The organism is Flavobacterium sp. NLM (assembly GCF_002210235.1).
Lineage (GTDB): Bacteria > Bacteroidota > Bacteroidia > Flavobacteriales > Flavobacteriaceae > Flavobacterium > Flavobacterium panici.
Genome location: NZ_LIAC01000008.1, coordinates 1 through 13,177 on the forward strand (window position 1 = coordinate 1; position 13,177 = coordinate 13,177).

Annotated in this window: 8 protein-coding genes; 1 reads left to right on the forward strand and 7 read right to left on the reverse strand. The window is 33.1% G+C overall.

The window, feature by feature from the left end; translation table 11 throughout:
• Positions 1-609: 609 nt before the first annotated feature.
• The 6 genes from APR43_RS11130 to APR43_RS11155 all read right to left on the reverse strand — a co-directional run bounded on the left by APR43_RS11130 (position 610) and on the right by APR43_RS11155 (position 9,163).
• Positions 610-2,604, reverse strand: a complete 1,995-nt coding sequence (locus APR43_RS11130) for a DUF349 domain-containing protein (RefSeq protein ID WP_053473556.1) — start codon at positions 2,602-2,604, stop codon at positions 610-612.
• Positions 2,605-2,850: 246 nt separating this feature from the next.
• On the reverse strand, positions 2,851-3,612 hold the full coding sequence (locus APR43_RS11135; RefSeq protein WP_053473555.1) for a hypothetical protein: 762 nt from the start codon (positions 3,610-3,612) through the stop codon (positions 2,851-2,853).
• Between the two features lie 65 nt (positions 3,613-3,677).
• Positions 3,678-4,427: a shikimate dehydrogenase family protein gene (locus tag APR43_RS11140; RefSeq protein ID WP_053473554.1), complete on the reverse strand. Its 750-nt coding sequence runs from the start codon at positions 4,425-4,427 to the stop codon at positions 3,678-3,680.
• Between the two features lie 2 nt (positions 4,428-4,429).
• On the reverse strand, positions 4,430-5,824 hold the full coding sequence (locus APR43_RS11145) for a tetratricopeptide repeat protein (protein WP_053473553.1): 1,395 nt from the start codon (positions 5,822-5,824) through the stop codon (positions 4,430-4,432).
• A gap of 156 nt (positions 5,825-5,980) precedes the next feature.
• Positions 5,981-7,174: an aspartate aminotransferase family protein gene (locus APR43_RS11150; RefSeq protein WP_053473552.1), complete on the reverse strand. Its 1,194-nt coding sequence runs from the start codon at positions 7,172-7,174 to the stop codon at positions 5,981-5,983.
• 312 nt (positions 7,175-7,486) lie between these two features.
• On the reverse strand, positions 7,487-9,163 hold the full coding sequence (locus tag APR43_RS11155) for an OstA-like protein (RefSeq protein ID WP_088636411.1): 1,677 nt from the start codon (positions 9,161-9,163) through the stop codon (positions 7,487-7,489).
• Between the two features lie 339 nt (positions 9,164-9,502).
• Between APR43_RS11155 and APR43_RS11160 the strand changes: the two genes are divergently transcribed.
• Positions 9,503-11,374: an alpha-amylase family glycosyl hydrolase gene (locus APR43_RS11160; protein ID WP_053473551.1), complete on the forward strand. Its 1,872-nt coding sequence runs from the start codon at positions 9,503-9,505 to the stop codon at positions 11,372-11,374.
• A gap of 113 nt (positions 11,375-11,487) precedes the next feature.
• Here the strand turns inward: APR43_RS11160 and APR43_RS11165 are convergent, their stop codons facing one another.
• Positions 11,488-13,071 carry an alpha-glucosidase gene (locus APR43_RS11165; protein ID WP_240514947.1) on the reverse strand — a complete coding sequence of 528 codons (1,584 nt, stop codon included), beginning with the start codon at positions 13,069-13,071 and terminating at the stop codon, positions 11,488-11,490.
• Positions 13,072-13,177 lie beyond the last annotated feature (106 nt).

Sequence of the window (13,177 nt, forward strand, 5' to 3'; positions counted from 1 at the left end):
GAACTTATGTTTTTAAACATTCCTTAATAAAAAAATCTTTGCGGTCTTTGCGTTAAAAAAATAACGCTAAGGATTTGCGCAAAGTTTGCAAAGTTTTTGTTTTTATACTAGTATACAAAGTTCGTAAAGCTGTTATCTAGACAACAGCTTTGCGAACTTATGTTTTTAAACATTCCTTAATAAAAAAATCTTTGCGGTCTTTGCGTTGAAAAAATAACGCTAGGGATTTGCGCAAAGTTTGCAAAGTTTTTTGTTTTTATACTAGTATACAAAGTTCGTAAAGCTGTTATCTAGACAACAGCTTTGTGAACTTATGTTTTTAAACATTCCTTAATAAAAAAATCTTTGCGGTCTTTGCGTTAAAAAAATAACGCTAAGGATTTGCGCAAAGTTTGCAAAGTTTTTGTTTTTACACCAGTGTATAAAGTTCGCAAAGCTTTGTCTTGACAACAGCTTTGCGAACTTATGTTTTAAACATTCCTTAATAAAAAAATCTTTGCGGTCTTTGCGTTAAAAAATGAACGCAAAAAATGAACACAAAAAAAAGGTGCAATGAATTTCATTACACCTTTTATATTTAAATGGTTTCGACTTCGCTCAACCTGATAATTATTCTGGCTGATTTAAGTTTCTTAATTGTTTCAGTTTGTCTTTCCACACTTCAAGGCTTTCTTTGTGAATAGCAATGTTCTTACGTACTTCTGTAACAATTGAATTCTCTTTTTTAGCGTTTTTAGTATTGGTAAAGAACTGAATGTTATTTTCTAACTGGAAAATTTCATTTTGAACTTCTTCAATTTTACGCATAATGAAAATCTTTTCATTGTCTAATTTTCTTGTGTCGTTACTATCTGATAACGAATCGATTCTATTAGAGAAACGCATCATTTCAGATTCTTTTTTGCTTAAACTTAGTTTTTCAAAAAGAGCATCTAAAATTTTATTGAATTTCCCTTCAATATGACGTCTTGAAAAAGGAACTTTTCCGTAACCTTTCCAGATTTCAATATGCTGTTTTATAGCATCAAGATCTGTTTTGTGATCACCAGTTAACTGGTAAGCTCTCAAAATATCCAAATAAGCTTTTTTGTTGTCAAATGCAGCAACCTCATCAGCATTTTCTTCTGATTTGTGTTCTTTTAATTTATCAAAATAATGGTTGCACGCATCTTTAAATTCTTTCCAGATTTTATCTGAATATTTTTTAGGAACATGGCCAATCTGTTTCCATTCTTCCTGAATTTGTTTCATGATTGGAGTAGTAGAACCAAAATCAGTGCTTTCCTGCAATTCTTTGGCTTTAGCTACAAGAGCCATTTTTTTGTTTAAATTATCGTTTTGATCTTTCTTGATGTCTTTATAAAATGAATTTTTAAAGGCGTTGAAATTTCTAACAGCTGTTTTAAACGAAGCCCATGTTTCTTCATTTACTTCAGAAGGAACTTTCCCGGCAGCGAAAAACTCATTTCTTAAAGCTTCTACTTTTTGAATCTGAATAAGCCATTGCGAATGCGAGTTTACTTTCTCCGTTCCTAAAACCTCGATTTTAGAAATAATTTCTTTTTTAGCTTCAAGATTTTGTTGTTCGTTTGCTCTTTGGCTTTCGAATAAAACTTCTCTTTTATCGTGAATTTTTTTCGTCAGTTCGCTAAATTTATTCCAGATAGAATCACGGTGTTCTTTAGAAACAGGACCTATATCTTCTTTCCAAAGTCGGTGTAAATCCTGCAATTCACGGAATGCTTTGCTAATGTCAGTTTCATTTACAAGCTCTTCAACTCTTGCAATGATTTTTTGTTTTTGTTCTAGATTATGTTTAAAATCTAAATCCCTTGCTTCACGATCTAAATGCAGATAATCATAAAAATTTTCTACATGAAAGTGGTAATTGTTCCAAACGTGATTGTATTTGTCTTTTGGAATTGCTCCGGCATTTTTCCATCTTTCTCTTAAATCATTAAAATGCTTAAGAGTGTCTTTTATATTGGCCTGTGGATTTATAAGTTCCTTTAATTCCTCAACTATGGCAAGTCTGTTTTCTAAATTAGATTTTAGATTAGTTTGTAAATGTTTAAAGTGAGCATTTCTTTTCTCTCTAAAAATATTATAATATTCATCAAACTTAGATTTTAAAGGAGAATGATATTCAAATTCTTCATTTGGATCTTCTTTTGAAGCATTAAATTCTTCTCTTTTTTCTTCTATAAGATGGTTGTATTGCAGTAAAAATGATTTTTTGATTTCCTCAATATGATCTTTTACAGACATTGTTTTGTCTATATTAACCAATTTTTTAAGCTCGTCTACCAGTGCATCCAAAGAAAAAGTGTCATAATCCTTCATAGGAATATCATGACGCTCTTTTAGCGTTTCATCTTCACTTTCTTCGGCATTTGAATTTGTTATGGCATCTAATGCACTTTGATGATCAGTTTCTTCAATTTCTGCCGTTTCTTCAACTTCATTTTCAGGGCTTGAAACAGGAGTTTCAGTTACGGTTTCAGGTTCTGCAGCTTCAACTGTATCATCTTGTGTAGAATCACTAATATCGATTCCTAACTTTCCGTCTGCTTCTTGCAGGTTATCATTCTTTTCTTCTAACATTTTAAATGTATAAGGTTTTTACTTTAAACAGAGCGAAAGATAGTAAAGGTGTTTCTAACTACAAAATAAATCGTTTGTTTATGCTGTATTTTACGATGAAATTCTTATTCTTTACTATCATTTACACCTTTGATATGTTAATTTTTATAAATTGTTTGAAGGAAATAAAAATTTCAATTTCCCATTATTTTTAGAAGATTGAAGTTAAACTAATGATTTTAAACAGAAACTTTTGTCGATTCCTGATTAAAATAAAATCAGCATTCCAACTTCAATTCCCCAATTATAAGATTTATGATTTCCAAAACCAACGCTCGGATGAATATATGCCAAATCATTTGCCGTTATTTTTCGGCCAAATTCTATAAAAGCATTATTTGGAAAACCCTTATTTGTATTATTGTATCTAAATGCGGCATCGGCAGCAAACCAGTTTTTTCCAAAAATATACATAAAGTAATTTTCAAAAGAGGTTGTATTGATGTCGCTTCTGTTGTCTGATCCTGCGAAACTGGATTGATTTTCTATAGAACTTATCCATAATAATTTATTCATTACCAGATATTTTCCATAGAAAACAGCAGGAGCAACAACCCATTTTCCTGATCCCAAAGCAGGATCAACGGCCGAATTTGATATGACCCGAGCGCGAAAAGCAACTCCGCCATTTTTATGTTCCAAGTATGGAATATAGCTGATTCCGACACCAATATCTCCCATTCCGGTTTTGTTTATAGAAGAAGTATTAGTAGAAATCAAAGGAAGATCGATTCTTAAATTCCAGGCCTTATTGGCAATAGGATGTAAAAATCGGAGCTGTGTTGTATTAAATGAACCGGAATCAGTATCTAAATATTCATTAAAAAGTAAAATTGTTTTTAGATAATAATGATATCGGGCTTCTGTATACACACTACTTGCAGTCTCATTTGTGTTTTGAGATTCCTGTGCTGTGGAAGCAAGTGAAATAAAAAATAAAATGCAGAAGTAAAGTATTGATTTTTTCATAACTATCTACAAATGAGTAGACTAATTTACAAAAATTACTTTAATTTCCTACATTCCAAGTTTTTTTATTTATTCCATATTTTCCAGGCTTTCTCTGCCTGAAATATAAGCATATCATATCCGTTTTTAATTACGGCACCTCTTTCTTTGGCATTTTTAAGAAATTGAGTTTCGGCAGGATTATAAATCAAATCGTATGCAATGTGTTTTTCTGTAAAAAACTCATAAGGAAGATCAGGACAAGCTTCTATGTTAGGACTTGTACCAACTGGTGTGCAATTGATTATAATTTGATAATTGTCAAAAGTAGTAGCATTAATCAAGTTGTAATCAATGATATTTTCTTTTGCTTCTCTTGAAACAAAAGTATAAAGAATACCAAGTTCATCCAGTGCAAAAGCTACACCTTTTGAAGCACCGCCTGTACCAAGGATTAATGCCTTTTTATGATGCGGTTCTAATAAAGGTTTTAATGATTTTTTAAAGCCATAATAATCGGTGTTGTAACCTTTTAGCTTTCCGTTTTTGGTAAACTTAATAGTATTTACAGCACCAATTAAAGCTGCTTTTTTTGATAGTTTATCTAAAAAAGGAATTACCTGCTCTTTATAAGGAATCGTAACGTTTAAACCTTTCAAATCCGGATTGTTTTTTAATAATCCTGAAAAGTGGTTAATATCAGCAATGTCGAAGTTTTCGTAGCTGTTGCCGACGAAAATTTCATCATTAAATTTTTCTGTAAAATAACCTTTTGAAAATGAGTAACTAATATTACGGCCCAATAAGCCAAAACGCCTTTTTAAAATATCAATCATTATTATTTTCTGTGTTTTTCGATATAATTTCTAACTGTTTTTTTTGTCCAAACTACCGGAAATAAATCTTCGATAAGAATATAATTATCAAAGTTCAAACGCAATCCATTACTTAAATGGAATTTTGCTTTTGTATTGTCCTGAATCATAAAATACAATCCTGCCAAACGATATTCGATTTCGTTTTCTTCCGGAAAATATTCTGAAGCCTGAAGCAAGGTTTGAATAGCACTTTCAAATTCTCCTAAAAATTGAAGAATATCAACCCAATATAACCAGGTATCAAGAGCATAATCTCCAAATTCAACTGCTTTTCTGTATCCAAATTCAGCCTCTTCAAAAAAGTTCATTTGTTTATTGATCGTTGCATAACGTTTCCAATACAAACGATTTTGATTGTCGATTGCTAATGCTTTATTTACAAAAAATAATGCTTTTTGAAAATTCTTTTGGCGAACATGAAAATCTGTAATCGCAATCCAGCCTTTATCTAAAAGCGGATCTTCGTGAACAGTCTGGTTGTAATATTGAAGCGCTTTTACAGCATTTCCTAATTTTTCATAACATTTACCAATACGAAGTAAAGCATATGAAGTCGCATCGTCTAATTCAATAGTACGATTGTAGCTTTCAATCGCTTCATTGTACTTTTTAAGACGCTCGTAAGCTTTTGCCTTTTCCATAAATGCACCTAAAAACTCATCGTCGATTAGGGTTGCATAGTCAAAAGCACGAATGGCACTTTCATATTCTTTTACGCCATAATGCAGTCTTCCAAGCTGATGCCATGCAATTTCACTATATGGGTTTTTGTTGATGTAGTCGTTCAGATAAACAATAGCTTCCTGATTTTGATCTAAAAATTCAAAACAGTAAACCACGTTATATAAGGCAGATTGATCTTCTAAATCTTCTTCAAGACATTTGATGAAACTCTCTTTTGCCAGTTCAAGATTATCCATAAAAAGATATTCCATTCCAATCAAGTTGTACACGTCGGCGTAGTCATCAGTATATTGCAGGGCAATTTTAAGTAATTCTACTGCTTTTTCGTGTTGATCTCTTTTAGAACAAATATTTGCTTTTTGGATATAAATTTCCTCGTTGTTTGGTTCGATTGCATACAACTCGTTTAAAAGCTTCTCAGCGATTTCAAGTTTGTCTTCGTAAACCAGCATTTCTACTTGTACTAATTTTAAGCCTGTAGATTTTGGATGTTGGTCTAATGCAAGTTTTAAGGCCTTTTTTGCTAAATTAGCCTTGCCTATATCTAAATAATGAAGAATGATTTCTTCAAATTCTTCAGAATCAAAAAAGAGCACTTTGTTAGTTTTTAACATCGACTCAAATTTCGATAAGGATAGGTTATAATCTTCTTCTTCGTTGCTTAATTGCATACTTTGTTTTATTTGAAATTAGCCTGTTATAAATTTAGGCAACCATATAATTGATGTGGGGAAGGGAAATTAATTGTTTTGAACAATTTAATTAACAATGAATTTAGAATTTACATCCCAAATGTAGTTATAATCTTCTGATCTTTAAAAGATTATTTAATTATTGCCCGCTTTTAATATTTCATCCATAACATTTAAAATTATGGAACATCCTTCTCTTATTTCTTCTTCAGAAATCGTAAGCGGCGGCGTTATACGGATTGCACATCCTTCAAACAAAAGCCAAAACAGTATTAATCCTTTGTCCTGGCAGTTTAAAATAACCTGATTTGTTATATCTGCCGTTTCTGTCATCGCTGCAAGCATTAATCCCTTTCCTCTAACTTCCTTTATCAAAGGATGTACCAAAAGCGATCTGAACAGTTTTTCCTTTTCTAAGGCTTCCTGCATTAAATTTGTCTCAGTTAATTCCTGCAAAGTAGCCAAACAAGCTGACGCAATGACAGGATGACCTCCAAATGTAGTGATATGTCCAAGTTTAGGATTTTCGGTTAAAAGGTCCATTCTTTCTGCCGAAGCTGTAAAAGCGCCAACTGGCATTCCGCCTCCCATACCTTTTCCCATAACAACAATATCTGGAATAACATCGTAGGTTTGAAAGCCAAAAAGTTTTCCGGTTCTTCCAAAACCCGGTTGAATTTCATCTACAATCATTAACGCTCCAACTTCATCACAACGCTTGCGGACTTTTTGCAGAAAGTTATTTTCGGGCTGAATAAATCCGGCACCACCTTGTATCGTTTCTAACAGAATGGCAGCGGTTCTGGTTGTTATTTTTTCTAAATCGGCTTCGTTATTAAATGTAATGAAATCTACATCTGGAAGCAGCGGGCGAAAAGCTCGTTTGCGTTCTTCAAATCCCATAACACTCATAGAACCCATTGTGTTTCCGTGATAGGCGTTATGGCAAGAAATTAGCTGACTACGTCCTGTTGTTCGTTTGGCTAGTTTTAAAGCGCCTTCGATTGCTTCTGTTCCTGAATTTACTAAATACGTTTTGTTTAGGGATTCGGGAAGGAGTGAGGCCATTAATTTGCAATACTGAACTGCCGGACTTTGCGAATATTCTCCGTAAACCATTACGTGTGAATATTTGTCTAACTGGTCTTTTATGGCCTGATTTACTCTCGGATGCTGATGTCCAAGCGTACAAGCCGAAACTCCGGCAACAAAATCTAAATATTTTTTATCGTTTGTATCGTATATGTATGATCCAATGGCGTGCGAAACTTCCATTCCTAAAGGATAAGGAGAAGTTTGTGCCTGGTATTTTATAAAATCTGGGTTCATTTTTTTTAAGATGCTAAGTTGCTAAGGTTCTTAGATTTTTGTTTCAGGTTTAAAATTTCCAGGTTGCTGAAAACTGTGACTGCGACTGAAAATTGAAACTAAGACTATTTTTTTAACGCAAAGATCGCAAAGATTTACGCAAAGTTTGTAAGGTTAAAATTAAGATTGCATTGTTAATGCAAAGATCTCAAAGCTAAGGCTGAAAATTAAAATGTGTTTTTAAGTTTCAGGCTTCTGAAAATTGAGACTGAAAACTGCAAATAATTTTACCACAAAGTCTGTAAGCTGAAAACTGCGACTGAAAACTGAAAACTATTTAACCTTAGGTTTAGTCTCTGTTTTTACAGCTGGTTTTTTCTTGTCGTAATTCAAAGTCTCTTTCCTGACTTTCATAGGAACGTTTTTATCTTTTTCTTCCTGATCTTTTCCTTCCTTGACTAATTTGTCGTTCATTTCATTTTCTTCGGCAGTAAAAATATCGTCTTTTGATTTTATTCTTTCGTCACCGCGCCAGACAAAACCGCGCAGTTTACGGGCATTTTCAGGTAAATCTTCTTCGGGGAAAATATCTCCGTCAACACGATTAAAAAACGTAATCGTTTCTACGGCATTATTCTCCAGAATCAGGTTTATTTTACTGCTGACATTTTTATTAATTCCGATTAATTCATTGGCGTCATTCCGCATAAAATAGACGACTTCGGTATTTTTGACGACGTCAACATCGTGGAGTTTTCCTTCTTTAAACTTTCCAAATAAATTGAGTCCCTTGACCTGATTATATCCCGTTCCTAAAGTGTCCTTGGAGATCAGGAAAGTGTTATTAATAACCTTTAATGAATCTAATTTTTTAGTATTGTTATCGCCAATTAAATGCATTAAATCGCCTGTAATCTGACTGTCGCCGTTCCATAAAATCGGGCTTCCAATTAGTTTTGTTAAAGCGGTTTTAGAATTTGAATGTATCGAATCACATTTTCCGCTCATGTCGGTTTTATAAAAACGAACATTTTTAAACGCTCTCAAAATTCGTTCACCTTCTTTTCCGGTAACCATTAATCTTTGTCCGTGAATGTAAACCGAATCGTTTTCAACTAAATTAATAGCAACCGCCCTTTTGGTAACAAACATAGAATCTTTTAGTTTGTAAATCTCGGCATAATGCCCTTTTACAAGCCCTTTATTAATAGAATCCGTGATTTTTACATTTCGCGTTGCCGATGCAAATTCGGTGTTTCGATTATAAAATAAACTATCTCCTTCAATGAGTCGGTCATCGTATTTTATGTATGATTTCCGTAAAAAATGAGCGAGGTTTTTCTTGGTGTCGTAAAACCCTTTTTCAGTATAAATATAATTGGCTTTACTGGTAATTGTTGACGGACCAAGTAAATAAGTATGCCCTGAATTACTGTAATAATCCAAATGATTTGATTTTATAACATACTTCGGATTCGTAATCGTAACTTCTGTCAAAAACTGAAATTTTTTCTCAGCGACAAAATACCTTCCTGATTTACTCACTAAAGTATTGTCTTTGTTCACGATAGTACCTTTTGTATTGTAGAAAACTTCTTGAGTATTTCGGTCAAAATTAATAGTATCTGTTTGCAAAGTAGCATCTGGCGAAGTCATTACAGCATCTCCAGTTGCAAAAGCTTTTTTCATATTTCCGTTATATTCGGCATATTTACTATTTAAAAACAAAGTATCACCTTGTACTAATTGTACATTTCCAAAGGCTTTTAAATAATTTTCTTTCTGAAAATAATACGCTTTATTACAGGTAAGCACTACTCCGTCATGGTTTACTTTTACGTTTCCGGTAAGCAAGACCGCATCAGGCGCTGTAGCCTGATCCACATCTAAATAATCAGAATGTTCTATGTTGATTTTTTTTGGTCCCTGCGCTTTTTTTGGTGCTTGCGCAGAAATGATTTGAACACTTAATAAAAGCAGACAAGATATAAAAAAGAGTAATTTCTTCAAGTGATTAAATTTTTGTCAAATTTATAAAAAAGGATACAACCTTAGATTGTTATTAGCATTAATTTATATGTTTATTTTTAAGGTTCAAAGGTACAGAGAAACAAAGGTTCAAAGTTTTTCTGATTTTAAAACCTTTGTCCCTTTGAGCCTTTGTCACTTTGAACCTCATCTGAATTTATTAACAAAACCGTGAACTCTCACGTTGTAGTTAACGATTTAGTTATTGCAAAATTATAAATTGAAATGGCATTCATCGGAGTTATGAAAAATAAACTAAATTTAGGAATTGGATTTAGATTTCTAATTCAAAAAAACAGATACGTTTAGATTTAAAAAACTATGATAAAAAGTAAATTTATTGCTGCGGGAATGGCTGTGGTAATGTTGTTTTCTGGTTGTAAAACAAAAGATTTAAAAATGAGTGAAGTAAAAGAAGAAAATTCAAAAGATCATAAAATTGTTGTTTACCAGGTTTTTACCCGTTTATTCGGAAATAAAAACAAAACCAATAAACCGTGGGGAACTATTGAAGAAAACGGAGTTGGAAAGTTTAATGATTTTACAGATAAAGCGCTTCACGAAATAAAAGATTTAGGGGTAACTTATATTTGGTATACGGGCGTTCCGCATCACGCTTTGGTTCGTGATTATACGACTTACGGAATCTCAAATGACGATCCTGAAGTGGTAAAAGGCCGTGCAGGTTCACCATATGCCGTGAAAGATTATTATAATGTAAATCCTGATTTAGCAGTAAATCCCGCAAACAGATTGCAGGAATTTGAGGCTTTAATTGCACGAACTCACAAAGCGGGATTAAAATTAATTATTGATATAGTTCCGAATCATATTGCGAGAAAATACGAAGGAAAAAATAATCCTGAGGGTGTAAGAGATTTTGGTGCCGATGATGATGTAACTGCCGAATATAAACGTGACAATAATTTCTACTATATTCCAAATATGCATTTTGAAATTCCCGATGGAGATATTCCGTTAAACGGAGAAAAAAATGCACTTGTTGATGGTGTCTTTGAGGAAAATCCGGCAAAATGGACAGGAAATGGTTCGCGTAAAGTAAAACCGGATCAAAACGACTGGTACGAAACGGTAAAAGTAAATTATGGTGTTCGTCCCGATGGTACAAAAGATTTTCCTGAACTTCCGGCTGGTTTTGATCAAAAATCGTATGCCGAACATTTTGCATTTTGGCAGGATAAAGACGTTCCCGATTCGTGGAAAAAATTTAAATCAATAGCTTTATACTGGACAGCAAAAGGTGTTGATGGTTTCCGTTATGATATGGCAGAAATGGTTCCGTATGAATTTTGGAGTTATATGAACTCTGCAATTAAAATGAAAAATCCGAATGCTTTTTTATTGGCAGAAGTTTATAATCCAAATGAATACAGAAATTATATTCGTTTAGGAAAAATGGATTATTTGTATGATAAAGTAGAAACGTATGATAAACTGAAAGATGTTATTCGCGGAAAATCTTCTCCAGATGGATTATCTGATATTCAAAAAGGAATGGCAGATATTGAGCATCATATGCTTCATTTTCTTGACAATCATGATGAACAGCGTTTAGCAAGTCCTGAATTTGCAGGAACGCCGGAGCGCGGCAAACCTTTAATGGTAGTTTCGACAACTTTGAGCACTTCGCCAACAATGCTTTATTTTGGACAGGAAGTAGGAGAGGCCGGAAATGAAAATGCAGGTTTTGGGACTCGTTCCAGAACTTCGATTTTCGATTATGTCGGAGTTCCAAATCATCAAAAATGGATGAATGAAGGAAAATTTGACGGAGGACAATTGTCTGATTCTGAAAAGCAATTACGAGATTTTTACAAACGATTATTGAATTTTGCTATAAAAAGTCCGGCTTTGATGGGAAGCTTTCAGGAAATTCAATCAGTAAACCATCAAAATAATGTTGGTTATGATGAATTGATTTATTCGTTTGTTCGCTGGTCTGAAAATCAAAAACTGATAATTGTTGCTAATTTCTCTTCAGAAAAAACAAGTGAATTTGAATTAAAAATCCCATCAGATATTATTTCAAAATGGAATTTAAAAGATGGTTCGTATGTGCTTGTTGATAAATTATATTCTGAGAACAAAACCTATTTTACTGTAAAAAATGGTGAAGGTTCGGCAAGAGTTAAAATAAAACCTTCTGAATCTTTTATTTATGAAGTGAAATAGTCGACAATTAAACTTGTCAGATTTGCTAGTCCTGCAAGGTTTTCGAAACCTTGTAGGTCTTAACTATTTTAGAACCATACCTACAAGGTTTCGAAAACCTTGCAGGATGAAAACTAATTTTTATAAATAATAAAACTATTGGGTTTTAGAATTTTGCTTCCCATTAATACTTTGACATTCGCAGGCAGTGTTATTTCTTTTTTTATACCAAAATTAATTAGAACAGTAATTTTTTCATTTTCAAAAGATCTTGTAAATGAAATTTTATCTCCCTCAAGTTCCAGATTATCATAAATTCCATATTGCAAAACTTTTTCTTTATTCCGTAAAGCGATCAATTTTTTATAGCTGTTAAGAATAGATTTTTTTTGAGGTTTTAAAGCATCAACATTTATTTCTTTATAATCGGGATTGATTTTAATCCAGCTTTTTTCTGTTGAAAATCCTGCAAACGCTTCTCTGTTCCATTGCATTGGGCTTCGGGATTTATCGCGATTGTGTTCGTTTGCTTCAAGAAGTGCTTCTTTGTCGTTTTTGCCTTGCGCTATTGCCAGTTGATAATGGGTTTTCCCTTGTATGTCGACCATTTCGTTTATGTTTTGGGCGATAATATTATGCATACCAATTTCTTCGCCATAGTAAATAAACGGAACTCCTTTTGCTGTAAGTGTCAGAGCAGCAAGGGCAATGGATCTGTCTGTATTTCCGTCTGTAAGCCTGTCGATCATTCTGGGCATATCATGGCTTCCGAAAAATAAAGTGGGATAATTGCTCATGTTTTTTTCCATACTTTGCAACTCGTCAAAAATACGCTGTGTCGAAAATTCTTTGATGCTTCCAAAATTGAAATTAAAAACAACATCCAGTAAATCCTGTGATTGATATTGTTTTAATACCTCGATTTTATCGCTCCCAATTTCTCCTACAATAAAACGGTTATCATATTCATTTACAGTCGATTTTATAATTTTCATGGCATTTTTTACGCCTTCCTGATCAATATCGTTTAGATGTTCCTGCTGTCCGTTTTTCATCGGATTATCTTTTGTAATTCCATTAGTAGTCAGGAAATTGATTACATCTAATCTGAAACCATCTACACCAGCATCGAGCCAAAAACGAAGTATTTTTTGAACCTCAGTGACTACTTTTGGGTTTGACCAGTTCAAATCGGCCATTCTTTTATCAAATTTATGATAGTAATATTGATTGGTCGCAGCGTCTTTTTCCCAAGCTGTTCCTCCAAAAAAAGATTCCCAATTATTCGGTTCGTCTTTCCAGATATAATAATCCCGATACGGATTGTCTTTTGATTTTCTCGATTCCTGAAACCATTTACAATCTGTAGAAGTATGATTTAAAACCATATCGATGATGACTTTTATTCCTCTTTTATGGGCTTCATTTAAAAAAATATCAAAATCGGCTTTAGTACCATATGTTGGGTCTACTTCGTAATAATTGGCAATATCATAACCGTTATCGACTTTTGGTGAAGTAAGAAAAGGCGTAAGCCAAATGCCTTTTATACCTAATTCTTTTAGATAATCTAATTTTTTGGTCATTCCTTTAAAATCACCGTATCCGTCTCCGTTGCTATCAGCATAACTCGGCATATAGATTTGATAAAAAACGGATTCTTTCCACCGTTTTTTATCAGCTGTTTTTTGCGCGATCGCTGTATTTATATTAAACATTATTAGAAAAATGAATATATAATTCAAGGTATTAGATTTCATAGTATTATTGTCGATTATAATTGCGAAGAATGGATTAAAATCCATCCCTACAATATGTTTTGTT